Below are 24,091 nucleotides of genomic sequence, written 5' to 3' on the forward strand. Positions count from 1 at the left end.
GAAGCGACCGTGCCGACGCCGCTGAGCGGAGCGGTGATCGAGGAGGCCGGGAAGCGGTGGATGCCGCTCGGCGGATCCGGCGCCACGGATCCGGTAGAAACCAGGGAGAGTTGTAGACCTGATCAACCGTCAACGTCAAGGCTGATCACGGAAGTTGAGCAGACGATCAAGGGAATGCACGGTCGGAACACAACTGACGCGAATTCAACACCCTTTTTTCACAACTGTCTTGACCCTGAAAAGTAACCGCCGGTAACTTGCGGCGTGGCTACTGCTGCGTAACGAGAAAGCCCTTGCGCCCGCCGGGAGTTGCGAGGAGGCGTGCGTGGCAGCCGCTGTCCGCGCCAGGACAACGTGCCACTGAAGCCCAACCCGCGTGACTAATGCATGGGAGCAGACATGGCCTCGTCCCCGGACGTTCCGTCCGCCGACAACACGCCAGAGAACCCGGGAAGCGGTTCTCTTTCCGAAACACCAGAGACCACCGGGGCCACCGGAGGGGTACAGAGACGGGGGCGGGTCCGGGGACGCCGGGCCGCGGTGATGGCCGTGCCGGCCACGCTGGCCGCCGCAGGTCTCGCGGTCTTCACCGCGCAGGGGGTGCTCGGAGTGCAGTTCGCCATCTCCGGCATGCCGTTCGTGGTCAAGGCCGACCGGCTCGACGGCACCGGTTTCGAGCAGTTCGGCACCCTCGACAACATGATCGACAACAGCCCCAACGCCGGTGACACCGGCGGCCAGGAGCTGGTCGTCACGTCGGTGGTGAAGAACGGCACGATCACCAACATGTGCCAGAGCGTCGACCTCGGCGGCATCCAGCTCCTGCTGAAGGCGGGCGGCGGCGCCAGGCCGGTGTCCGTGTCGAACCTGTCGATCGACTCCGACGACATCAAGGGCGACGCCACCTTCAAGAACATCGAGATCGGCCGCGACGCCAGCACCTTCGACAAGGCCGACGTCCAGGGCCCCAGGGGCGTCTACGGCCAGCAGGCCGACAGCGTCGTCATCGAGAACCTGTACCAGCACAACTACGCGGCCACCGCGGCCGTGTTCAAGCTGCCCAACCTGCACATGTCGTTCAGCACCGACGGCTGCCCCTGATGGACGGCACAGGAACACGGCGAGAACGCTTCCGGCTCTGGCGAGGGCAACGGCCCTTCCTGGGAGGCGTGCTGCTCGTACTGGGCGGCGCCGAGATCCTGGTGACCATGAAGGCACCCCTTCCGGTCATCCTGCACATCGGCATGCAGGGCCTGGCGGGTTACCTGCTGCCGGCCCTGATGGTGGTCTGCGGCCTGCTGATCGTCTTCAACCCGGCCCAGCGCCTCTTCTACTCCGTCCTCGGCATCCTGCTCTCCCTGGGGACGTGGCTCACCTCGAACCTCGGCGGTTTCATGGTCGGCCTGCTCATGGGGGCCGTCGGCAGCTGCATGACCTTCGGCTGGCTGCCGGACCAGGAGCCGCGGGTGAGCCGGCGGCAGCGGCGCAAGGCCGCCCGGGCGACCGCGCAGGGGTTCGGAGACGGTGCGGGAGAGCCGGCCTGACCCCTCGGATGAGGCGGACCGATGTCTTCGGTCCGCCTCTTTCGTGCGTCCGGGGTGCTTCCGAGCACTTCGCTCCCCCGAACAGGTGACTTGGGAACTTCTTTGCCGTTCTTGCCAGTTCATTGGACAGCCGGACGGCGTGGTGCCGTCCGGGCGTGTGGGACGAGTGCGGTGAAGGAGCGGCGGGGTCATGGTGTTCAAGCGGCTGCTGGGGGCGATCGGTGTCGGCGGACCCTCGGTGGACACGGTGCTGGACGGCGGCGCCGTGGTGCCCGGCGGAATGCTGGCGGGGCGGGTGTGGCTGAAGGGCGGTTCGGCGGCGGTGGAGGTCGAGCACATCGGGCTCGAGCTGCTCGCCCGTGTGGAGGCTGAGCACGAGGAGGGGGAGAGCGAGGGCGCGGTCGTCTTCGAGCGGTTCAGCCTGGGCGGCGGCTTCCGGCTCGGGGCGGAGGAGGAGCAGGAGGTGCCGTTCGCCGTGCCGCTGCCGTGGGAGACGCCGGTGACCGGGCTGTACGGCCAGCCGCTGGGCATCGTGCTCGGGGTGCGCACGGAGGTCGGGGTGGCCGGCGCCCGGGACAAGGGCGATCTGGATCCGCTCGCCGTCGGGCCGCTGCCGGTCCAGGAGGCGGTCCTGGAGGCTCTCGGGCAACTGGGCTTCGGTTTCCGCTCGGCGGACCTGGAGTACGGCCGGATCGGCGGCACCGGCCAGCAGCTGCCGTTCTACCAGGAGGTGGAGCTGACCCCGGCGCCGCAGTACGCGCACGCGGTCCAGGAGGTCGAGCTGACCTTCCTCGCCTCCCCCGCGGGGCTGGAGGTGGTGCTGGAGGCGGACAAGCGCGGTGGGCCGTTCTCCTCCGGGCAGGACGCGCTGGCCCGGTTCACGGTGCGCCACGAGGACACCCACGCCCTCGACTGGATCAGCGAGGTCGACGGCTGGATCCGCCAGTTGATCGCCCACCGTGAGGCCTACGGCACCCATGCGGCCTACGGGCACGGCGAGCACTACGGCGAGCAGCTCTACGGCGAGCATCACCACGGCAGCCGGCACCACGGCGGGGAGCACGACGGCCACCACCGCTCCGGACCGGGCCTGGGCACGGCGGTCGCCGCGGGTGCGGCGGGCCTCGCGGTGGGCGTGGTCGGCGGAATGGTGGCGGCCGAGGTGGTCGACGAGATCGGCGACTTCTTCGAGGGGGACGAAGAGGACGGGGGGGACGGCGGGGACGGAGAGGAAGAGGACTAGGACCGGGGGCGGCGGGGAGGGGCCGTCGCCTCGTCCGACTCCATCGCCTTCGCCTTCGCCTCGCGCTTCACGGCCGGCGCCCGTCGTGGCGGGCCCGCGCCGCCCGCAGGGCCAGGGCGTACAGGGCGAGAACGGCGGCGAGCAGCAGGTGGAAGGCGGGTGGCGGCCCGGTCATGCCCAGGGCCGCGCCCAGCGGGCTCGGCGGCAGCAGCAGACCGACGGCGGCGAGGACGGCGGCGGCCCGGCCGAGGGGTCCGCGGCGGCTGCCGCCGCGCAGCAGGAACATCACCAGGGCCTGGGTGAGGAGGTTCTCGGTGAACCAGGCCGAGTGGAAGACCGCCTGGTCGTCGAAGGCGTCGGGGCCGCGCAGGGCGAGCGCGAGGACGCCGAGGGTGGCGAGGTCGGCGACCGCGTTCAGCACCCCGAAACCGGTGATGAACCGCAGGAAGGCAGGTGGCCGCAGCGCGGTCGGCCGACGCAGCGCCGCGGGTCGCGGGCGGTCGTGGGCGAAGGCCAGCTGGGCGGCGTCGAAGCAGAGGTTCTGGGCGAGCACCTGGGCCGGGAGCATCGGCAGGAAGGGCAGCAACAGGCCGGCGGAGAGCATCGCGATGACGTTGCCGAGGTTGGATGAGAGCGTGACCCGTAGGTAGGAGGCGATGTTGGCGCTGCTGTGCCGGCCGGCCGTGACGGCGTGCCCGATCGCGCCGAGGTCCTTCTCGGCGAGCACCACGTCGGCGGTCTCACGGGCGAGGTCCACGGCGGTACGGGGGGCGACGCCGACGTCGGCGGCGCGCAGGGCGGCAAGGTCGTTGACCCCGTCGCCGAGGAACCCGACGGTGTGTCCGGCGGCGCGCAGCCCGGCGACGACCCGGGCCTTGTCCTCGGCGGTGCAACGGGCGACGACCGTGGCGTCGAGGTCGAGCGGGTCGCCGGCCACGGCCACCCGGCCGAGGTCCAGGCCGAGTTCACGGCAGACACGGGCCGCCGTCGCCGGGTGGTCGCCGGTGAGCACCCGGACGGTGATGCCGAGGCCGGTGAGGGTGCGCAGGGCCTCGGCGGCGCCGGGGGCGAGGGCGTCGCGGAAGGTGACCAGCCCCCGGAAGGTGAGGCCGTGCGCGTCCGCGGCGGGGTACGGGCAGCTGCGGGCGGCAGCGGTCCCGCCGCGCGAGCGCGGCCCGGTGCCGGGGAGTTCGGTGGTGGCGACGGCCAGCACGCGCAGCCCGGTGGCGGCCTCGCGGGCGGCGAGGGCGAGGAGGCGCTCGCGTTCGGCGGGGTCCAGGGCGCAGCGGTCCAGTACGGCCTCGGCGGCGCCCTTGGTGATGAGGAGCGGGCTGCCCGGGGGACCGGTGACGACGGCGGTGGCGGTGCGCCGCTCGGGGTCGAAGGGCACGGCGCCGATGCCGTCGTACTCCTCGCCCACCGGTCCGGCCGCCGTGAGCAGGGCCTCGTCGAGGGCGTCGGGGGCGGGGAGTTCGGCGAGCTGGAGGGTCCACCAGGCGCCGACGGCCGCCCAGCGCAACACCTCGGGGTCCTCCTCGCCGTCCGGCCCGAGCGCGCGTTCGACGACGGGGCGGTCCTGGGTGAGGGTGCCGGTCTTGTCCAGGCAGAGCACGTCGGCGGCGCCCAGGTCGTGCAGCGCGGGCAGCCGCCGTACGACGACCCGGTGGGCGCGGGCGAGCAGCGCGGCGCCCCGGGCCAGACAGGTGGTGACGACCACCGGGAGCATCTCGGGCGTGAGGCCGACGGCGACCGCGACCGCGAAGGGCAGCGTCTCCAGACCACGGCCGCGCAGACCCGCGTTGGCCATGAGGACGAGGGGCGGGGTCAGCAGCATGAACCGGATCAGCACCCAGGAGATCCCGTGCACGGACCGGTCGAAGGCGCTCACCTCCCGCCGTCCCTCGGCGGCGCCCCGGGCGGCGGCGAACCGGGTCCGCTCCCCCGTCGCCACGACCACCGCCGTGGCACTGCCGGAGGTGATGCCACTGCCCTGGAAACAGAGGTGGGGCTCGTCGAAGGGGCCGGGGCCGGCGGGTCTGGGCACGTCGACGGCGGCCTTGGCGACGGGCGCCGACTCGCCGGTGAGCACGGCCTGGTGCACCGTCAGCCCCCGGGCGCGCAGCAGTCGTACGTCGGCGGGCACCAGGTCGCCCGGGCCGAGCCGTACGACATCACCGGGGACCAGGTCGGCGACCGTGACCTCGCGGGTCCGCGGCTCCGCGTCCGGGCCGGCGCGGCGCAGCACGGTGGCCGTGCCCGCGACGAGTTCGCGCAGGGCGACCAGGGAGCGGTCGGCGCGGTGTTCGCCGGCGGCCCGCAGGGCGGCGCTGACCACGACCAGGGCGAGGATCACGACGGCCGTGCCCCAGGAGGCGAGGAGGGCCGAGACCAGGCCGAGGGTGAGCAGCACCGCGGTGAACGGGTCGCGCAGGGCGCGGACACAGCGCAGGGGCCAGGGGGCGGGGACCGGGCGGGGCGGGGTGTTCTCGCCGACGTCGGCGAGCCGGGCCGCGGCCTCGGCCTCGGTGAGTCCGCGCGGTCCCGTGTCCAGTCGGCGCAGCACCTGCAGGGAGGTGGCGGCCTCGTCCTCAGAGGCCATGGAGCCGGCGGGGTGCCGGGACGTCGGCGCCGGCGGCGCGGGCGGTGAGGCGGCCGACGAGGAGCCGCGCCACGTCGACGACGTCCGGGTCGTCCACGAGGTACACCTGGCGACGGCCCTCCCGGCGGGAGCGCACCAGACCGGCGAGCTTCAGCTTGGTGAGGTGCTGGCTGACGGCGGGCAGCGCGCCGCCGACCCGCTCGGCGAGGCCGGTGACATCGCTCTCGCCCTGGGCCAGCGCCCAGACGATGTGCAGCCGGGCGGGCGAGGCGAGCAGCCCGAAGGCGGCGGCCGCTTCCGTGAGTACGTCCGCACCCGGGTCGTCGTCGCCTCTGCCGGGCTCTGTCGCCACCGTTGCCGTCCTCCTGTCCACCGCGTCGCGGAACCAGTTTAGGGCGCGGGAACTTATCGTCGGCCGGGTCAGTTTCTACGGTGTTGTAGAAGTTGTTTCGCCGGCAAGCAAGCCTCTTACCTACCGAGGAGTGAATGCGCATGGCCCTGTGGGACCGCATCAAGGATTCCGCGACGCAGATGCAGACCCAGCTCGTGGCGAAGAAGAACGACCTGAAGAGCGGTGCGTTCCGCGACGCGAGCATGGCGATGTGCGCGCTCGTGGCGGCCGCCGACGGCACCATCGATCCGGCGGAGCGGCAGCGGGTGGCCCAGCTGATCGCCACCAACGAGGTGTTGCAGAACTTCCCGGCGGACGACCTGCGCCGTCGTTTCGAGGAGAACCTGAACAAGCTGACCACCGACTTCGCCTTCGGCAAGGTGAGCGTGCTCCAGGAGGTCGCCAAGGCGAAGAAGAAGCCGGCCGAGGCGCGTGCCGTCGTCCAGATCGGCATCGTGATCGGCGGCGCGGACGGCGACTTCGACAAGACGGAGCAGGCCGTGGTGCGCGAGGCGTGCTACACGCTCGACCTGCCGCCGCACGAGTTCGACCTCTGACCGGCGCCGCCGGCGGCAGCGGCCAGGGGTAGCGGGTGGCGCGGCGGTGGCGTACACCGCCGCCGCGCCGACCGGACAGCCACCCGACGCCACCGCCGGCCCGAGCGAACAGGGTGTGACTAGGGCCCGCCGCCGGGGGCGACCTGTTGGGTCAGCTGAGGCCGGCCTTCTTCAGCCAGGCCTTGGCGACGTCCAGCGGGTCCTTGTTGTCCGACTGCACCTGGGTGTCCAGGTCCAGCAGGGTCGCCGTGTCCAGCTTGGCGGAGACGGCGTTGAGGGCGTCGACGGCCGTCTGGTTCAGGGCGCTCTTGTAGACCAGGGGCTGGACGTTCTCGAAACCGAAGAGGTTCTTCGGGTCCTGAAGGACGACGAACTTCTCCTTGGTGATGGTCGGGTCCGTGCTGAAGATGTCCGCGGCCTGTACCGCGTTCTTCGTGAGGGCGGCCTCCGTCAGCGCGCCGCCCGCGTCGAGCGCCTTGAAGGACTTGAACTCCAGGCCGTACACGGACTTCAGGCCGACCAGGCCCTGCTGCCGGGTCTGGAACTCCGGCGAGGCGCCGATGACCAGGTCCTTGGCGATGTCCTTGAGGTCGGCTATGGAGGACTTCGCCGTGAGGTTGTACTTGGCGGCGGTCACGGCGTTGAGGGTCACCGTGTCCTTGTCCTGCGCGTCCGCCGGGTTCAGCAGCGTCAGCTTGGAGTCCAGCTTGGCCTCGATGGCCTTGGTGGTCTCGTCGATCGTCTTCGGGGCGGCCTTGGGGTCGAGGTAGGCGAGCAGGGCGCCGTTGTACTCGGGCAGGACCGAGATCGATCCGTTCTTGAGCAGACCGTAGGTGGTCTCGCGGCTGCCGATGTTCGGCTTGTAAGTGACCTTGACACCCTTGGCCTTGAGCGCTTCGCCGTAGATGTCCGCGATCAGGGTGCTCTCGGCGAAGTTGTTGGAGCCGACGACGACGGTGTCGCCGCTCGCCTTGCTGTCCGACAGCGGGTCGGACTTGCTGTCGCTGGAGGAGGAACAGCCCGCCAGCAGGGCCGTCGTCGCGGCGAGCGCGACGGTCGCCGCACCTCGGTATGTCCGGATTGACCTGCTGGGAAGGGTGTGGAGAGTCACGGTTGCCGTTCCGGGAGCTGAGGGAAGGGTGGGGGTGTTGCGAACCACTCCACACGATCCAATCCAGCCCGTTCTCGGTCAGTCAAGTGTCTCCGGGTCACCGATTGGCTTCGATCCGTGGCCAGTTGTGGATGGAGAGCGGTCTCTTTGTAACGGATTCTTGATAAAGAGCAAGCGGAACGGCGCTTCAAGAACGCTGTAGTCTCACCGCAGTTGATATCGGTCACAGCGGTGCACGGGGCCCGCTACTCGGTGTCGTTCCGCAACAGCTCGGGGTGAAGACGCCCCCCCCACACCAGACACCCTGATGAAGGAGGCCCGGTGTCCACGAACCAGGTGGACGCGCCCGTCCGTCCCACCCCGCAGCAGGGCGGGATACGGGGATTCGCCGACCGTTGGCCCTTCCGGCGCAAGCTCAACCTGCTGGTCGGAGTACCGCTCGCCGTCATCGCCGTCCTGCTGGCGTATGTCTTCACCGACCTGGTGCAGCAGTCCACCAGCGCGGACTCCGCGGCGCAGCTGGTCCGGGACAGCGCCCAGGTGGCGCGGCTCGTGGACAGGGTCGAGGCGGAGCACCAGCAGGCGATCCTGCTCTCCGCGCGGTACGAGTCCGGGAACTCCAGGCCCTCGCCGCACGCCTACCAAGCCGCCCAGAACGCCGTGGACTCCCAGGTCAGGAGAGTCCGTCAGACCTTCGGCGACCGGCTGCCGGGCACCGAGGCGGACGCCCTGCGGCAGGTCGAGGGCCTGTCCAGCCTGCGTGACTCCGTCGAGCAGGCGTACCTGCCGGCCGACAACATCGACCCGGCCTACTCCAACGCCTCCAACGACCTGATCGACGGCCTCGGACTGGACCGCAACACCAACCTCGCCTCGACCTTCACCGGCAACCTGCTGGACTCCCTGCTGCGCGCGGACGCCGCCCACGGCGCCTTCGAGACCAACGTGCTGGCGGCGACCACCGGGGACACCAACGCGCTGATCGAGTTCACCAACGCGGTCGGCGCCTACGACCTCTACCAGCACCAGGCCGACCGGTTCGGCCGGTTCGCCTCCGACGGACAGGCCGAGCAGCTCGCCGGTCTCGAACACACCAAGGCGCAGGGCAGGATCGCCCAGTCCTTCGCCGAGCTGCAGATCGACCCGACCAAGCTGGTGTCGGGCAGCCCGGACCAGATCGAGCTGGCGGTCAAGGACGCGCTGACCGACTACCCCGCCTACCTCGACCAGGCCGCCGCCCGGCTGGCCATCACCACCTCGCTCATCGGCCAGATCGCCGACCGCGCCGACGCCGCCGCCGACTCCGCCCGCTGGCGCGCCATCTGGCTGCTGACCGGCGCGCTGCTCGGCTTCGTCCTGTGGCTCGCCCTGTCGGTGCTGGTGCGCCGCTCGGTGATCCGCCCCGTGCAGGCCCTGACCGGGGTCGCGCACGAGGTCGCCGAGGTGGCGGGCCGCGAACTCGCCCGCGTCGCCGACGACGACGCCGAGGACGCCGGCCCGCCCCGGCTGCGGGACATGCCGGTCACCGCCCGGGACGAGATCGGCGACCTGGCCGAGGCGTTCAACCAGGTGCAGACCACGGCCGCGGCGCTCCTGGAACGCCAGGTGCTCAGCCGCCGCAACACCGCCGAGATGTTCGGCAACGTCGGCCGCCGCGTCAGCAACCTGACCACCCGCCAGCTGGCCTTCATCGACGCGGTGGAGCGGGCCGAGACCGACCCGGCGCTCCTGGAACGCCTCTACTCCATCGACCACATCGCCGTCCGGCTGCGCCGCAACGCCGACAGCCTGATGCTGCTGGCCGGCATCCGCGAGACCGTGCTGGCCGCCGGGCCCACCCCGGTGTCCAACGTCGTGCGGGCGGCGCTCGGCCAGATCGAGGGGTACCAGCGGGTACGGCTGTACGCCGGCACGGACGCCGTGATCGAGCCGGACATCATCGGCGACCTCACCCTGATGGTGGCCGAACTCCTGGAGAACGCGGTGTCGTTCTCGCCGGCGGGCAGCCCGGTCGAGGTGACCGTGCGCGCCGGCGACGCCGGTGCGCACATCGTCGTCACCGACCACGGTCTCGGCATGAGCGCCGAGCGGCTGGCCGAGGAGAACCAGCGGCTGATCCGCCGTGAGCGCCTCGACCTGGTGCCGACCAAGGTGCTCGGCCTGTTCGTGGTGGGTGCGCTGGCCCGGCGCTGGGAGATCGGCGTCGAGCTGACCCGGACCCCGGGCGGCGGTGTCACCGCCGAAGTGACGCTGCCCGGGCGCCTGTTGCTGACGATGAGCGCGGTGGCCGACACCGCCGGCAGCCCGCTCACCGTGGAACCGGCGGCACCCACCGGGCCGACCGGACCGACCCCGGCGGCCTCGGTGCCGACCGGCCCGGCCCCGGCGCGCAACGGCGCGGCCACGCCGAGCTGGGCCACCGGCACGGCGCACGCCGCCGCGGAGCCCGAGGGCCCGCTCCCCCGCCGGGTGCCGCGCCGCGAGCCGGCCGCCGACGCCGGGACGGCCCCGCAGATCCCGGCCGCGCGCTCCGGCGAACCCCCGGCCGACACCGCCGACGGCAGCCGCCCCCTGCGCCGCCGGGTCCGCGGCGCCACCCTGCGGACCACCGTCGGCGCCGCCCAGACCCTCTCCCAGCCGCCGCGTACCCGCGACGCCGAGGCCGAGCGGGCCGCCCTCGACGAGTTCGAGGCGGCGGTGGAGCGCGCCCGGCGCGACAGCGACACCGGCAGCCACGAGCGGCCCGCGCCGCACCCCCGAACGAATCCGCCGCACGACCAGATCCACCTTCCGGAAGGAGCCGAGCAGTGAGCACGTCGACAGGTGACACCCCGACGGGCGGCATCACGCCGACCGACCTGCAGGCGGCCGCAGCCGACTTCACCTGGCTGCTGAACCGCTTCGCGACCGAGACCGCAGGCGTGGTCGACGCGATCGCCGTGTCCTCGGACGGCCTTTTGATCGCCGTCTCGGAGCTGCGCGAGCGCGCCCATTCCGAGCGGCTGGCCGCGATCGTCTCCGGCATCACCAGCCTGGCCGCCGGCGCCTCCGGCAACTACGGCCTGGGCGGCCTCAACAAGGTCATCATCGACCTGGAGGGCGGCCATGTCATCGTCTCCGCGATCGGCAACGGCGCCGTGCTCGGCGTGGTCGCCGACAACGAGGCCAAGCTCGGCAACATCGCCTACGAGATGACGTTGTTCGCCAACCGCGCCGGTGCGGCCCTCAGTCCACAGCTCGTCCTGGAGCTGAAGAACAGCGTCGGCGTCCCACAGACGCGCTGACCGGGGTCTTTGGTAGAGATCCGGTCGAGAGAGGAAGACACAGCCATGGCGGACGGCTCACCGCCCCCGGGCAGCGACCCGGTCGGCCCCGCCCCCGCCGTACGGCCGTTCCTGGTCACCGCCGGCCGGGTGGCGGACAGCGCCTCCGGACCGGCGATGCCCGTCGAGACCCAGGTGGTGGCCACCGCCGCCGGGCTCGCGGTGCTGGACCGGCTCTCCTTCGAGCAGCACGACATCGTCGCGGCGTGCCGGCTTCCGCAGTCGCTCGCGGAACTGGCGGCCCGGCTGCGGCTGCACCTGAACGTGGTCCGGGTGCTGGCAGAAGACCTGCGCGAGGCCGGGCAGCTGACGGTCCACGTGCCGGACTTCGAGGCCACCCACGACTCGTCCGTCCTGCGCAGGGTTATCGATGGCCTGCGGGCCATCCCCGACTCCCGAGGGGTACTCCGTGACACCGACTGACTCGCTGACCCGGGGCGCCGGGCGTACGGCCGTGCGGCCGCCGCTGCCGGTGAAAATGGTCATCGCGGGCGGTTTCGGCGTGGGCAAGACCACCGCCGTCGGCTCGATCTCGGAGATCGAGCCGCTGACCACCGAGGCGTCGATCACCGAGGTCGCGGCGGGTGTGGACGACCTCTCGCTCACCCCGCGCAAGACGACCACGACCGTGGCGATGGACTTCGGCTGCATCACCATCGACCCGACGCTGAAGCTGTACCTGTTCGGCACCCCCGGGCAGGAACGGTTCGGCTTCATGTGGGACGACATCGTGGAGGGCGCGCTCGGCGGGCTCGTCATCGTTGACACGCGTCGCCTGGACGACTGCTACGCCGCGGTCGACTACTTCGAGCACAAGGGGATACCGTTCGCCGTCGCGATCAACGCGTTCGACGGGCAGGTGGAACACTCGCTGGACGAGGTGCGCTGGGCGCTGGACGTCGCCGAGGGGACGCCGCTGGTCGTCTTCGACGCGCGTGAACGGGGTTCCGTGCGGGATGCGCTGCTTGTTGTTCTGGAACTGGCGCTGGCGCGTAGTGGGGGGTAGTGCGGTGGGTGGGGAACTGCGGGCCGTGTGTGGCTGAGCGCGCAGTTCCCCGCGCCCCTTGCGGGGCGCTACCGCTTGAGGGGCGCTAGCTCCGCCGTACTCCGGGCGAGACCGTCAGTCTCTGTACCGCCCAGAAGATGCCCAGCGTCGCCAGGGCCATCGCGGCCACCAGGGTGGCGCCGCCCACCACCTTCTCGTAGTTCTTCTGGTAGAGACCGTCGATGATGTAGCGGCCCAGGCCGCCGAGGCTGATGTACGCCGCGATCGTGGCCGTCGAGACGATCTGGATGGCCGCGGAGCGCAGGCCGCTGAGGATCAGGGGCAGCGCCACCGGGAGTTCGACCTGGAAGAGGATGCGCGGCTCGGTCATGCCCATGCCCCGGGCGGCGTCCACCGGGGACGGGTCGACCGAGCGGAGCGCCTCGTACGTCGTGACCAGGATCGGCGGTACGGCGAGGATCACCAACGGGATCATCACCGGCAGCATGCCGAAGCCCAGCCAGATGAACATCAGGACCAGCAGGCCGAAGCTGGGCAGCGCGCGGCCGGCCGTGGCGATCAGGGCGAGGGCGTTGCCGCCGCGGCCGTAGTGGCCGGTGACCAGGCCGACGGGCAGGCCGATCAGGGCCGCGTAGGCGAGCGCCTCCAAGGAGTACTGGATGTGCTCCCACACGCGCGTGGGGATGCCGTCGTAGCCGTGCCAGTGCGAACTGTCGCTGAAGAAGGCGTGGATGAAGTTGAGGACGTTCACCGGGTGCTCTCCTTCGGCATCCAGGGCGTCAGCACACGGCGGACGAGGACGAGGAGCGCGTCGGCCAGGATCGCCAGCACGGCCGTCGTCACCACGGAGTTCACCGCCAGCTCGGGACGGTGGTAGGTGTTCGCGTCGTTGAGCAGGTTGCCGAGCGCACCCTGGTTGCCGATCAGCATGCCGACGCTGACCAGGGAGATGCTGGAGACGGTGGCGACGCGCAGGCCCGCGATGATGGCGGGGACCGCGATCGGCAACTGGACCTGGAAGTAACGGCGGACGGGACCGAGGCCCATCGCGGTGGCGGCGGCGAGGGTCTCCTGCGGGACCGAGCGGACGCCGTCCACGATGGCCGGGACCAGCACCACCAGGCTGTACACCGCGAGCGGGATCATCACCGTGGTCTCGGTCTGGCCGGTGTAGTCGATGAGGATCACGAAGAAGGCCAGGGAGGGGATGGCGTACAGGATCGTGGTCACGCCCAGCACCGGCGGGTACAGCCAGCGGAAGCGCACGCAGAGCTGGGCGACGGGCAGGGACACCAGCAGACCGGCCAGGACCGGGATGAGGGCCTCGCGCAGGTGCAGGCCGATCAGCCCGAAGTAGGTGTTCTGGAGGTCGCTGGGAATGTCGAAGAAACCGCTCATCCCCCGACCTTCGCGTCGTCGCGGCCCTCGGCGTGGGCGGTGCGGATCGCGGCGCCGATGACCTGCTGGGAGACGACGCCGACCGCGCGTCCCTCATCGTCCACGGCCACGGCCCAGCCGGTCGGCGAGAGCACCGAGCCGTCGAGCGCGGCGCGCAGCGAGTCCCGGCCCGGCACGAAGGGCCGCCCGTACGACAGCAGTCGTGTCGGGTCGATCGAACCGGCGGTGAGGTCGCCCGGTTCGCCCCAGCCGAGCGGCCTGCCGTCCAGGTCCGTCACGAGGAGGTAGGGGGCGTCGGCCGAGGCGCGGGCGCCGAGCCGGGCGGCGTCGGCGTCGATCGCGACGATCGGGGCCCGCTGCAACTCCAGCCCGGCGGACGGGAAGAAGGACAGCCGGCGGATGCCCCGGTCGGCGCCGAGGAAGTCCTCCACGAAGGTGTCGGCGGGGTCGGTGAGCAGTTCGGCGGGGGGCGCGTACTGCGCGAGGTGACCGCCCGTACGCATCACGGCGACCATGCTGCCGAGCTTGATCGCCTCGTCGATGTCATGGGTGACGAAGACGATGGTCTTACCCAACTCGTCCTGAATGCGCAGCAGTTCGTCCTGAAGTCCCTTGCGGACCACGGGGTCGACGGCGGAGAACGGTTCGTCCATCAGGAGTACGGGCGGGTCCGCGGCGAGCGCCCGGGCCACGCCGACGCGCTGCTGCTGGCCGCCGGAGAGCTGGTACGGGTAGCGCTTGGCGAGTGCCGAGTCCAGACCCACCCGTTCCATCAGCTCGGCCGCCCGGGCGCGTGCCCTCTGCTTGGTCCAGCCGAGCAGCCGGGGCACGGTGGCGATGTTGTCGATGATGGTGCGGTGCTGGAAGAGACCGGCGTTCTGGATGACGTAACCCATGGACCGGCGCAGGGTGTTGACGGGCTGCGCGTGGATGTCGGCGCCGTCGAGGAGAATGCGGCCCTCGCTGGGCTCCACCATCCGGTTGATCATGCGCAGGGTCGTCGTCTTGCCGCAGCCCGAGGGCCCGACGAAGACGGTGATCGAGCGGTCCGGTATGTCCAGGGAGAGTCGGTCGACGGCGACCGTACCGTCCGGGTACCGCTTGGTGACTGAATCTATCCGTATCAAAGCGCCGAATACCCTTCGGGTTTGGCTGACAATGCCCGATTTTCGACCACGGTCGCCGTGGCACAGGCCGTTGCGGACAGAGTTTAGACCGCCGGTGTTTCAGGACTTTGGCGACTGACTGGTTGTCTTCAGTCCGTGATCTGTCGCCCGCCGTCAGCCGCGCCTGATCGTGGCCAGGGCCCGCCAGCGGGCCCGGGTGACGTCCTCGCCGTCCACCCAGCGCGCCCTGCCGCAGGGCGACGCGGACGGTTCGAGTCCCGCCATGAAGCAGACGAGGTCGGCGTAGTAGGCGTAGTCCGGGCCGGGGCTGAGATCCCGCAGCCGTGCCACGGCCGCCTGCGCCCCGGCCCGGTCGTCCAGGACCGCGTGGTGGAAGCCGAGGGCGAGTTCCAGGGTGAGCCGGGCGGCGGTGATGCCCGCGACCCCGGCCTCGGCACGCAGCACGTCGGCGCGGTCGGTCACCTCGGGGCCCGGGGTCCCGGCGTCCCGGACGAGGGCGGCGATGCGGGCGGTGAGCCGGGTGGCACGCAGGTCGAGTCCGGCGAGCAACTGCCGGGCCAGGTCCAGTTCGTCCGCGGCGGCGGCCGGGTCGACGAAGGCCAGTACGAAGGCCCGCTGGGTCTGGGCGGTGGCGCGTTCGCCGGCCACGGCGTGCCGCTCGGCCTCGTCGCGGGCCGCCGCGTACGCCTCGGCGGCCCGGGCCATGTCGCCCTGCACCCACCAGACGTCACCGAGCACCCGGTGGTGGCGCCCGGCCCAGCCCAGGGTGGCGGCGGTGCTCAGGGCCGTCGGGAAGTCCCCGGCCAGCCGGGCCAGGTGGGCGAGTCCCCGGCGGGCCGCCGGGGCGAGCCGTCCGCCGCCCTCGGCGACGACCCGCATACCGCTGCGCGACTCCACCGAACGGCCCAGGTCGCGCTCGGCCTTGGCCCGGTAGTACACGGCCATGTCCCGCAACTCCGGGGGCAGCAGGCCCGATTCGACGACCGCGGTGAGCCGGTCGACGGTGCGTTCCCGGTGCTCGTGCTGACGGCGGGCGAGTGCACTGAGGGTCTCCACCAGGGCGTCGGCCGCCGTGCGCAGCGCGGCCGGCGGGTCCCCGACCGGAGCGGGCGGAGCGAGCGGCTCCCACACGGAGTCCCCGACATAGCTCCAGGCCGCGTCGGTGAGCCAGCCCAGGCCGAGACCGAAGTCGCGGGCGAGGCGCAGTCCCTGCCGCAGGCAGTCGACGAGCCGCCCGCGGTCGCCTTCGGGAGCGGTGGCCCAGCACTCCCCGACGGCGTCGAACGCCCGCGCCGCCGCACGTTCCCAGTCACCCGCCGACCAGCGGTCGTCTGCCGGGTCGTTGGCCGATCGGATGGTCGAACGGATGACCCCGTGCAGGTGGTAGGGCCAGACGGCGTGCGGGTCCGACAGGACGAACGGCCGCTCGACCAGGCGCAGGGCGGCGGCCTCGTAGGTCATCCCGGCCGCCCTGGAGGCCAGCGGTACGTCGAAGTGGTCGAGCAGCGACACCGAGCGCAGCACATGCCGTTCGTCCGGCGTGAGGTCGGTGAGCGTACGGCTGATGAGGGCCGGGAAGGCGACGTCGAAGTCGGCGGGGACGGGTTCGCGCCCGGTGCGCCGGATGGCCAGGAAGCGCTGCACGGCCAGGTCGAGATGGAGCGGCAAGCCGTGCGAGCGGGCGACCATCACCGCCCTGACCTCCGGCGCGATGACCGGACGGCCGTCGCGGGTCAGGCGCCGGGCCAGGTAGTCGTCGCAGTCCTCGGGCGAGAAGTCCCCGACGAGGATCTGCCGGGACGGCCCCCGCACGGGCCCGCTGGGCGCGGCGAGGCCCGGCCAGGCCGCCGGTCCGGTCCAGTCGAGCTGGCCGTGCAGGGCGTCCTCGGCCCACTGGAGGCGGCTGCGGCCGGTGACCACGAAGAAGGCGTTGGGCATCAGCCAGACCACCCGCTGCAGCAGCCGTTCCAGGTCACGGTGGACTCGGTCGCCGACGTCCTCGAAGGTGTCGAGGAGGACCACCGGCAGCACGGCCCGCGCCGGCGGGAGCCGGGCGATCTCCCAGGCCAGCAGGTGCGCGTAGTAGGAGAGAGCGTCCAGATCGGGCTCGGCCTCCAGGAGGTCGGCGAGCCGCGCGCAGCCGGCGAGCGCGCGTACGGCGGTGCGGTGGTCGCGCAGGGCGCGGATCAGGGCGCCGGTGACCTGTCCGACGACCGCGCCGACCGTGCCGGGCAGCAGCAGAGCCTGGGCGATGTCGGTGAGGGCGGACTGCATCTGGTCCGGCACGGCCTGTCCGAAGCGCCGGCCCAGGCCGCCGCGCCGCAGGAACTCCTCCAGCGGCTCGCCCGGGTGGACGTGGTCCCAGTACCGGCGCAGCGCCAGGTCGAAGGCGGGCAGTGGGCGGCCGAGTTCGGCGAGGGCCAGCCGGAGGGTGAGGATCACCCGTTCGAAGTCCGTGCCGGCCGAACGGGCGAGATCGATCCGGACGGGAAGGACCCGGCCGCTCACCCGGAGGGGCTCACCCCACTGGGTGGGCCGGTGCTCCGCGTGGGCGAGGGCAGCCTCCACCTTCCGCGACAGCGTCGACTTCCCTATGCCACCGATGCCGTGGAAGACGAGGACGTTGTTCCGCGGCGCCTCCAGGTCCTCGACGTCGAAGCCGGGCGCCGAGAGGGCTTGCGCATGCTCGGCCAGGGCAGCGGTGACGGCTGCCCACTGCTCCTGACGGTTGGTGAAGTGCTCCTCGACCTGGATTCCCCGATCGTTCGAACCGAACAGCGCACGAAGATCCCGCCCGCCCACGAAACCCCCCCGGATATACCAGGATCGTATGCGCTCGGCGAATCGACGCCCATAGCGGAACCGGCCATTCCGAATGAACGCTCCGTGTTCCCCCTTGCATACGAGTGTCACGGGCGCTCCAGGGACCCTAAGCTGTGGGACCACGGAACGGGGCCACACCACAGGCCTCACCACGCTCCGCTCCGACATCACAGGACACGGAGAGAATTCGGTGTGGTTGATCACCAGTCGTAAGGGCAGACGCTCCGGTGGGTGCAAAGAGCAAGGAAATCCCTGGCCCATTCGCCACGTGTGGGACGCCACGTCCAAGGCGCTGGGTATTCGCCCGGCCGAAAGGGTTCGGGGGGACCGAGCCGTCGAGGTGAACGCGGTGTCCGATCCGGAGATCCAGAACAGGCCGTCCGCCGACACCGGGGAAACCGGGGAGTCACCCCGAACCGAACTCGCCGGTTATGCGGTGGCGTTGGAATGCGTACGCCTCGTCATCGCCTGGTACAACAGGGCCATCTATCTGGAGCGACGACTCCCGGAACCCGACAGCGCGCGCCTGAATTCATTGATGATTGAACGACAGAAGTGCCTGGACGAGCGGAAATCGCTCGCCCGATCGGGACCCGAGGAAATCGCGCGGGTGACCCGGGACTACGGCGCACTCTTCCGCAGGCTCACGGATTCGTGGCCGCCGGTCAGTTGACCAGGGACATCAGGGGCGCGGCCAGTTCCAGGACCTCCTCCCACTCGTCACGGTACTGGGGAAGTTCCCGGCACAGCCGCTCATGGTTCACGAGGAAGGCCGCCGCCTCCTCGCAGGTGTAGGGCCGCCGCCGCTCCGCGAGCAGCGCGTCGACCGCCCCACCGCCGAGCCTGCCCCCGGTCTCGCGCTCGCCCCGGTGCAGCACCACCCCACCCCGGCGCACCACGCTCACCGCGTCGGCCGCGGACTCCTGCTCGACCGCCGCGAGGACCTCGGCGACGGCCTCGAAGCACTCGTCGTGCCCGCCGACCCAGGTGAACCGGGCCAGGGCCGCCTCCGTCCGCAGCATGTCGGCGTAGCGCAGGCCGATCCCCTGACGGCTGTCCGCCCTGCGTACGGCCAGCACCACCAGCTCGACGCGGTAACCGTCGTGCCGGAAAGCGGCGAGGTCGTCGAGGAACGCGCAGACCGGACCGGGGCTGTTCTCGCTCACGAGGTGACCGCGCAGGGCGCGCACGCGCTCCTCCAACCGCCACTGCCACTCCTGGTAGACGGATCGGATCCGGGCGCCGGCGGTCCGTGGATCAGCGGCGAGCAGCCCCAGGTAACCGGGGTGGTAGATCTTGAAGTCGTCCCCGGACACACGCGTCGCGCCGTCCATTCCGACGGGCATCAACTGGGACTTTCCCGCACCGGGCTGCGCCACGATGACGCTCCGGCACGGGGCGGTCTGCCGCACGACGTCGGGTTCGTAGTCGGCCCGAATCTGTTCGAAAATCTCCTCGATGTCGGTCCGGGAGAGTTCGCCGAGAGGGGAGACCGGGCGGGACGATTCGCCGGCCCGGAGGACCGGGACGCTCCCGCCGGCCCCGCGAAAGATCGAACACGTGCCGCAGGTGCAGTTCCGATCACGCGGAGAGAAACCGGCGCGTCGCACAATGGACAAGGGGCGTCCCGATCTGTGACTCATGGGCGATGAAGGGACCGCAGGAACCAGGCGCACCAACAGGGTTTTTCACCCCTTGCATTGCCTGAGTCTCAGCGGACTCACAGGACATCTTCCGCTCGATCCACCCCGTACGCAATGGCCGTCGGAACCCCGCCGCATACCGACCACCCGGTCACCGTCATCCGTACGGACGAAAGAATTCCGGCCAACTGTGAATTGAAGGTGTTTCAGACGTCGGCGGCGGCTGACCGCGGCGGGGTCTCCGCCCGGAGCCCGGGGCTCCGCCCGGCGGGGTCTCCGCCCGGAGCCCGGGGCTCCGCCCGGCGGGGACCGGGCACGACCTGTGCGCCTCGACGGTCATGGTCGTGGACAACGGGCACCAAGGGGAGCTCATTGCGCGCTCCCGTGACGACGCGATGACCCTCGCCGGGCTCAAGAGCCTGCGGCGCCGGGCTCAAGAGCCTGCGGAACTCAGGCCGCGACCGGCAGGTCCGCCGTTCTCAGCACGGCTCGCGCCGCGTCCACCACGAACACCTCGCAGCCCGGACGCCCGGCCGCCCACGCGGCGCCCTCCGCACCCATCGCGAAGGCGGCCGTCGCCACGGAGTCGGCCTCCGTCAGGGTCGGCGCGACCACCGTGACGCTGAGCAGCCCGGTCGCCGGACGCCCCGTACGGCCGTCCACGATGTGGTCGCCGCGCTCGTAGCGGGCGGAGGTGGCGACCGCGCGGTCGGTCAGCTCCAGGACCGTGCACAGCCGGTCGGCGTGGTCGGGATGCCGTACCCCCACCCGCCAGGGCCCGCCGGAGGCGACCACGTCTCCCCCGGCGTTCAGCACGAACCGCCGCGCCCCGGCCGCAGCCAGCAGCTCCGCCGCCCGCTGCACGGACCAGCCCTTGACCACCGCGCACGGGTCGAGGTGCCGCCCCGGCAGCCGCACGTCGAACGCGCCGCCGGTCGCCAGCCGGTACTCCTCGCACAGTGCGAGCACCTCGGCGAGGTCCGGGGACACGGCCTCCTCGGCGATCTCTCCCCGGTCGAGCCGGCACACCTCGCTGTCCGGCCGGTACGGGCTGAACCGCTCGTCGACCTCGCGCAGCCAGTCGAAGACGGCGTCCGCGGCCGCCGCGAAGTCCCCCTCGTCGTCGACGCGCAGGGACACCGGGAAGCCCATGACGTGTTCGACCCGGCGCATGGTCAGCCCTTCGCGTCGATCGCGGCCTGGAGGGACTCCTTGTAGCCGTCACTGGTGATCGTCGCGCCGGAGACGGTGTCGATGTCCGCGGTCTGCGCCTTCAGCGTCTCCGAGATCAGCACCGGCACCGCGGCCGTCGTCTGCGGGTGGTTCGGCTGCTGGAGCATCCTGACCGCGGTGATCCTGTCGCCGGAGAAGGTCACCTGGACCTGGACGGGACCCTTGTCGGTGTCGACGGTCGTCCCCCGGACGACCGTGCCCGAGGCCGGGGTCGTGGCGGTGGACGGGGTCGTTGCGGACGGGGTCGTGGCCGGTGCGGCGGTGGAGGCCGTCGTACCGCCGATCGACGGCTCGTAGCGCCAGACGGGGATCAGGCCGGCGATGCTCAGGGCGACGACGGGTATGGCTCGCTTCACGGTGTCCCTCTCATCCCGCCAGGCTGAAACGCTCGAAGTGGATCTGCGGCTTGGGTACGCCCAGGTCTCCCAGGCTGCGCAGCACCGCGTTCATCATCGGGGGCGGCCCGCACAGGAAGACGTCCCGGTCGGCGATGTCGGGCACCAGCCGGGCCAGTTCGCGCGCGGCCAGCTTGTCGGGCACCGGCGGGCCGGTGACCAGGTGGAGTTCGGCGTCCTTGGCGACGGCGAGGTCGCGGAGTTCGTCGTAGAGGACGGCGTCCCGGTCCGTGCCGACGCGGTAGATGACGACCGCGTGGCCCTCCAGGTCCTCCAGGAGCGCCCGGATCGGCGTGACACCGACACCGCCCGCGATGAGCAGGGACTCGGTCCTCTGCCGGTGCAGGGTGGTGAACGCGCCGTACGGGCCCTCGGCGAAGACACGCGTGCCGACCTTCAGGTGCCGCAGGGCGGCGCTGCCGTCACCGGCGGCCTTGGCGGTCAGGCGCAGGGTGCGGCCGTCGGGTGCGGCGGAGAGGGAGAAGGGGTTGGCCTGCCACCAGCGGTCCTTGGTCAGGAAGCGCCAGAGGAAGAACTGGCCGGCCCGCGCGCCCAGCTTGTCGAGGTCACGGCCGGTGACGTGGACCGAGACCACGTCGTCCGACTCGGGGACGACCGCGGAGACCCGGAACTGGTGGCGTCGGTTGCGCCAGAGGGGGAGGACGAGACGGCCGAGGGCCACCGCGCCGAGGGCCACGCCCCACACGGCGTACCAGTACGCCTTCGCGGCGGACGACGCCGTGAAGGTCGTACCGACCGCGACCTGGTGGCTGAAGGCGAGCACCACGGCCACGTACGTGTACAGGTGGATGAAGTGCCAGGTCTCGTAGGCGAGTCGGCGGCGGGCGTAGCGGGCCGAGACGGCGCCCACGACGAGGATGACGCCGAGCGCGACGACGGCCCGGAGCACGCCCTCCGTGGTCCGGGCGAGGTCGACGAGCTCGGTGACCGGGCCGACGCCCGCGCCGTCTGCGTAACCGAAGCTGATGAAGACGGCGTGCGCGAGCAGCGTCCAGAGCAGGGCGAAGCCGGTCCAGCGGTGCCAGGACGTCAGCCGGTCCATGCCGATCCGGCGGTCCAGCCAGGGCAGCCGGGCCACCAGCACCAGCTGGAAGGCCATGACGAGGGCGCCGTACAGCCCGAAGAGACGGCCGAGGACGATCAGGGCGTTGGAGGCGAAGCCGGCCCGGGCGAAGAAGTAGGCGACCACGGCCGCGTTCACGGCGAGCACGGCGTACAGGCCCGTACGGGCCACCACCCTGGGGCGTATCGCCGTGGGGGGCGCAGGGGGCGATTGGACGGTCGTCACGGGTCGGCAGCTCCTTGATCGGGTCCGGGGAGTCGAGCTTCCCCCGCGCCTGCTGTCGTTTTCCTGTCGGGCCGCTTTCAACTGGTTATCGATGTGTTCTCGGTGCCCGGACGGGTCTGGCGTCCGCCGCCGCGTACCGCAGTATGAGCGGGTGGAAAAAGTACGACTCCTGGTCGTGGACGACGACCCGCCGATCGCCGACCTGGTCGCGACGGTGGCGCGGTACGAGGGCTGGGACGCGGTCACCGCGTACTGCGGTGAGGACGCGCTGGCCCGGGCCGCCGAGTTCCGGCCGGACATCGTCGTGCTCGACCTGATGCTGCCGGACCTCGACGGCTTCGGCGTGCTCGACCGGCTGCGGACTTCCGGGACGATGGTGCCGGTGGTGTTCCTCACGGCCCGCGACGGGGTCGCCGACCGGGTCGCCGGGCTCACCCGGGGCGGCGACGACTACCTGGTCAAGCCGTTCGCGGTGGAGGAGCTGATGGCCCGGCTGCGGACCGTGCTGCGGCGCAGCGCCGGGCCCGGTTTCCAGCGCTCGGTGCTCCGGATCTCGGATCTGACGATGGACGAGGACACCCGCGAGGTCCGCCGCGGCGACCGGCTGCTCTCCCTGACCCCCACCGAGTTCGAGGTGCTGCGCTACCTGATGCGCAAGTCGCCGACGGTCCTCACCAAGGCGCAGATCCTCGACCACGTGTGGGAGTACGGCTTCGGCGGCCGGTCGAACGTGGTGGAGCTGGTCGTCAGCAGGTTGCGCCGCAAGATGGACGAGTCGGGCGGGGAGTCCCTGATCCACACCGTGCGCGGCTTCGGGTACGTCATACGGCAGCAGGCGGCGGAGTGATCGGACGGCTGCTGCGCTCGTACCGGGGCACCCGGCTCGGCACCCGGCTGGCGCTCGGGCTCGGCGCGCTGGCTCTGGTGGTGTTCGCGGTCGTCGGCACGGCCCTGACCACCTACATGCGGGACTATCTCTCGGCCCAGCTCGACGACCAGCTGGGGCTCGCCCAGACCGCCCAGTCGAAGAGCATCGAACAGAACGGCTCCCTCCAGGGCAAGAAGTACTACCGCTGGTACTACGCCGTGTACGACGTCTCGAACGGCGTCCCGGTACTGCGCAAGCCCGAGGAGGCGGGCGACCTGCCCGCGGACATCGACGACCTCACCTCCGTCGCGAAGGCGCAGATCGCCGCGGGCACCGAGGTGCTGCGCACCGAGGACCTGGCCGGGGAGGGCGAGTACCGGCTGCGCGGCTGCGCGGTGGAGCCGGGGGTGGTGCTGGTCAGCGGCGCCCCCATGGACAGCATCGACGACACCGTTCGGCAGCTGGTCACCGTCCAGGTCGTCGCCTTCGGGCTGGCCCTGCTGGCGCTGGTGGTCTTCGGCCGCCGGCTGCTGCGCAACGGTCTGGAGCCGCTGAGCGACATGGCGCGCACCGCGCACGGCATCGCCTCGCACAACCTCACGGAGTCCGCGGCGCGGCTGCCGCTGCGCGCGGCCAAGCGGGGCGGCGGGCCGGAGGTCGAGGAGCTGCGCACCGCGTTCAACACGATGCTCGAACACATCGACCACTCGCTCGCCGTGCGCGCCGAGGCCGAGCAGCGGCTGCGCCGCTTCGTCGCGGACGCCTCGCACGAGCTGCGCACCCCGCTGATGTCGGTACGCGGCTACGCGGACCTCTTCCAGTACGCGGCCGCCAACCAGCCCGAGGAACGCGACAAGCACCTGGCCCGGCTGCGCGCCGAGGCGGCCCGGATGGGGGTCCTCCTGGACGACCTGCTGCTCCTCGCGCGCCTGGACGCCGCCGAGGTGGAGACTCCGCTGCGGGTGGAGGACACCGATCTGGCGGAGCTGGTCCGGGAGGCCGCGGACGCCTTCCGCGCGGCCCGCGCCGGCCATCCGCTGACGGTGACCGTGGGCCCCGAACCGGTCCCGCTCCGCATCGACCCGGTCCGGATCCGCCAGGTGCTGGACAACCTGCTCACCAACGCGGCCGTCCACACGCCCGCCGGGACCCCGGTGTCCGTGACGGTCGAGGTCGCCGCCGGCTCGGCGTCGGTACGCGTCGTCGACCGGGGCCCCGGTGTCCCGGCCGCCGACCGCGCCCGGGTCTTCGACCGCTTCTACCGCGTCGACAAGGCCCGCAGCCGCGACCGCGGCGGCAGCGGGCTGGGGCTGTCGGTGGCGCGCGCACTGGTGGAGGCCCACGGGGGGACGATCACCCTGGACGAGGGGCGGGAGCGGACGACGGTGTTCACCCTGACGCTCCCCCTCGCCCCGCCACCGTCCGGCGAGCCGCGAGGAGCCGAGCCGGAGGGGACCTCGCCGGAGGGGGCGACGCCTCGGAAACCGACGGGTTCCCAGGCCCCGGCGTAGTCCCCCTGCC

At 71.8% G+C, this 24,091-nt stretch carries 22 protein-coding genes; 11 read left to right on the forward strand and 11 right to left on the reverse strand.

Features of this window, described 5'->3' with window-relative positions; translation table 11 throughout:
* Positions 1–399: 399 nt before the first annotated feature.
* The 3 genes from AB0958_RS06320 to AB0958_RS06330 all read left to right on the forward strand — a co-directional run bounded on the left by AB0958_RS06320 (position 400) and on the right by AB0958_RS06330 (position 2,787).
* Complete coding sequence (locus AB0958_RS06320) at positions 400–1,101, forward strand: DUF6230 family protein (RefSeq protein WP_366889135.1); 702 nt, start codon at positions 400–402, stop codon at positions 1,099–1,101.
* Positions 1,101–1,544 (forward strand): DUF6114 domain-containing protein, encoded by a 444-nt coding sequence (locus AB0958_RS06325; RefSeq protein ID WP_366889136.1) that lies wholly within the window; start codon positions 1,101–1,103, stop codon positions 1,542–1,544. The genes AB0958_RS06320 and AB0958_RS06325 overlap by 1 nt, the downstream gene beginning before the upstream one ends.
* 190 nt (positions 1,545–1,734) lie before the next feature.
* Positions 1,735–2,787, forward strand: a complete 1,053-nt coding sequence (locus tag AB0958_RS06330; RefSeq protein WP_366889137.1) for a sporulation protein — start codon at positions 1,735–1,737, stop codon at positions 2,785–2,787.
* Positions 2,788–2,854: 67 nt separating this feature from the next.
* Here the strand turns inward: AB0958_RS06330 and AB0958_RS06335 are convergent, their stop codons facing one another.
* The gene (locus AB0958_RS06335) at positions 2,855–5,386 is read right to left on the reverse strand and encodes an HAD-IC family P-type ATPase (RefSeq protein ID WP_366889138.1); all 2,532 of its coding nucleotides are present in this window, start codon (positions 5,384–5,386) and stop codon (positions 2,855–2,857) included.
* The gene (locus AB0958_RS06340; RefSeq protein WP_366889139.1) at positions 5,376–5,738 is read right to left on the reverse strand and encodes a metalloregulator ArsR/SmtB family transcription factor; all 363 of its coding nucleotides are present in this window, start codon (positions 5,736–5,738) and stop codon (positions 5,376–5,378) included. Before AB0958_RS06340 ends, AB0958_RS06335 begins: the two co-directional genes overlap by 11 nt.
* Before the next feature lie 140 nt (positions 5,739–5,878).
* Here AB0958_RS06340 and AB0958_RS06345 point away from each other — a divergent pair, with 140 nt between their 5' ends.
* Positions 5,879–6,334 carry a TerB family tellurite resistance protein gene (locus AB0958_RS06345; RefSeq protein WP_366889140.1) on the forward strand — a complete coding sequence of 152 codons (456 nt, stop codon included), beginning with the start codon at positions 5,879–5,881 and terminating at the stop codon, positions 6,332–6,334.
* Positions 6,335–6,485: 151 nt separating this feature from the next.
* Here the strand turns inward: AB0958_RS06345 and AB0958_RS06350 are convergent, their stop codons facing one another.
* Positions 6,486–7,445 carry an ABC transporter substrate-binding protein gene (locus AB0958_RS06350; protein WP_366889141.1) on the reverse strand — a complete coding sequence of 320 codons (960 nt, stop codon included), beginning with the start codon at positions 7,443–7,445 and terminating at the stop codon, positions 6,486–6,488.
* A 321-nt stretch (positions 7,446–7,766) separates the two neighbouring features.
* Between AB0958_RS06350 and AB0958_RS06355 the strand changes: the two genes are divergently transcribed.
* Genes AB0958_RS06355 through AB0958_RS06370 form a run of 4 tightly spaced genes read left to right on the forward strand, consistent with a single transcriptional unit; the run spans position 7,767 to position 11,774 of the window.
* A complete protein-coding gene (locus tag AB0958_RS06355) occupies positions 7,767–10,256 on the forward strand; it encodes an ATP-binding protein (RefSeq protein WP_366889142.1) in 2,490 nt (829 codons plus the stop codon).
* Positions 10,253–10,729 (forward strand): roadblock/LC7 domain-containing protein, encoded by a 477-nt coding sequence (locus tag AB0958_RS06360; RefSeq protein ID WP_046732636.1) that lies wholly within the window; start codon positions 10,253–10,255, stop codon positions 10,727–10,729. Before AB0958_RS06355 ends, AB0958_RS06360 begins: the two co-directional genes overlap by 4 nt.
* Positions 10,730–10,774: 45 nt before the next feature.
* Complete coding sequence (locus AB0958_RS06365) at positions 10,775–11,191, forward strand: DUF742 domain-containing protein (RefSeq protein WP_366889143.1); 417 nt, start codon at positions 10,775–10,777, stop codon at positions 11,189–11,191.
* Positions 11,178–11,774 (forward strand): ATP/GTP-binding protein, encoded by a 597-nt coding sequence (locus AB0958_RS06370; protein ID WP_366889144.1) that lies wholly within the window; start codon positions 11,178–11,180, stop codon positions 11,772–11,774. The genes AB0958_RS06365 and AB0958_RS06370 overlap by 14 nt, the downstream gene beginning before the upstream one ends.
* 85 nt (positions 11,775–11,859) lie before the next feature.
* Here AB0958_RS06370 and AB0958_RS06375 read toward each other — a convergent pair whose 3' ends face one another.
* From AB0958_RS06375 to AB0958_RS06390, 4 genes are all read right to left on the reverse strand, one after another.
* On the reverse strand, positions 11,860–12,525 hold the full coding sequence (locus AB0958_RS06375; protein WP_366889145.1) for an ABC transporter permease: 666 nt from the start codon (positions 12,523–12,525) through the stop codon (positions 11,860–11,862).
* Entirely contained in the window at positions 12,522–13,172 is a 651-nt protein-coding gene (locus AB0958_RS06380) for an ABC transporter permease subunit (protein ID WP_366889146.1), read from the reverse strand. Before AB0958_RS06380 ends, AB0958_RS06375 begins: the two co-directional genes overlap by 4 nt.
* Positions 13,169–14,299, reverse strand: coding sequence for an ABC transporter ATP-binding protein (locus tag AB0958_RS06385; protein ID WP_366889147.1), 1,131 nt, complete (start codon positions 14,297–14,299; stop codon positions 13,169–13,171). Before AB0958_RS06385 ends, AB0958_RS06380 begins: the two co-directional genes overlap by 4 nt.
* A 153-nt stretch (positions 14,300–14,452) precedes the next feature.
* Positions 14,453–17,101 (reverse strand): ATP/GTP-binding protein, encoded by a 2,649-nt coding sequence (locus tag AB0958_RS06390; RefSeq protein WP_366889148.1) that lies wholly within the window; start codon positions 17,099–17,101, stop codon positions 14,453–14,455.
* A 370-nt stretch (positions 17,102–17,471) separates the two neighbouring features.
* On the opposite strand from AB0958_RS06390, the gene AB0958_RS06395 reads away from it, so the two are divergent.
* Positions 17,472–17,795: a hypothetical protein gene (locus tag AB0958_RS06395; RefSeq protein ID WP_366889149.1), complete on the forward strand. Its 324-nt coding sequence runs from the start codon at positions 17,472–17,474 to the stop codon at positions 17,793–17,795.
* On the opposite strand, the gene AB0958_RS06400 is transcribed toward AB0958_RS06395, so the two are convergent.
* The 4 genes from AB0958_RS06400 to AB0958_RS06415 all read right to left on the reverse strand — a co-directional run bounded on the left by AB0958_RS06400 (position 17,788) and on the right by AB0958_RS06415 (position 21,702).
* On the reverse strand, positions 17,788–18,765 hold the full coding sequence (locus tag AB0958_RS06400) for a zeta toxin family protein (protein ID WP_366889150.1): 978 nt from the start codon (positions 18,763–18,765) through the stop codon (positions 17,788–17,790). The genes AB0958_RS06395 and AB0958_RS06400 overlap by 8 nt on opposite strands.
* Positions 18,766–19,215: 450 nt before the next feature.
* A complete protein-coding gene (locus AB0958_RS06405; RefSeq protein ID WP_366889151.1) occupies positions 19,216–19,938 on the reverse strand; it encodes an FAD:protein FMN transferase in 723 nt (240 codons plus the stop codon).
* A 2-nt stretch (positions 19,939–19,940) separates the two neighbouring features.
* A complete protein-coding gene (locus AB0958_RS06410) occupies positions 19,941–20,354 on the reverse strand; it encodes an FMN-binding protein (RefSeq protein ID WP_366889152.1) in 414 nt (137 codons plus the stop codon).
* Positions 20,355–20,364: 10 nt separating this feature from the next.
* Entirely contained in the window at positions 20,365–21,702 is a 1,338-nt protein-coding gene (locus tag AB0958_RS06415) for a ferredoxin reductase family protein (RefSeq protein WP_366889153.1), read from the reverse strand.
* Positions 21,703–21,853: 151 nt separating this feature from the next.
* Here AB0958_RS06415 and AB0958_RS06420 point away from each other — a divergent pair, with 151 nt between their 5' ends.
* Together AB0958_RS06420 and AB0958_RS06425 are read left to right on the forward strand one after the other, a co-directional pair.
* The gene (locus AB0958_RS06420; protein WP_366889154.1) at positions 21,854–22,549 is read left to right on the forward strand and encodes a response regulator transcription factor; all 696 of its coding nucleotides are present in this window, start codon (positions 21,854–21,856) and stop codon (positions 22,547–22,549) included.
* Entirely contained in the window at positions 22,546–24,081 is a 1,536-nt protein-coding gene (locus AB0958_RS06425; protein ID WP_366889155.1) for a HAMP domain-containing sensor histidine kinase, read from the forward strand. The genes AB0958_RS06420 and AB0958_RS06425 overlap by 4 nt, the downstream gene beginning before the upstream one ends.
* The last annotated feature ends 10 nt before the right edge of the window (positions 24,082–24,091 follow it).

The organism is Streptomyces sp. NPDC006655, from assembly GCF_040703965.1.
Classification (GTDB): domain Bacteria; phylum Actinomycetota; class Actinomycetes; order Streptomycetales; family Streptomycetaceae; genus Streptomyces.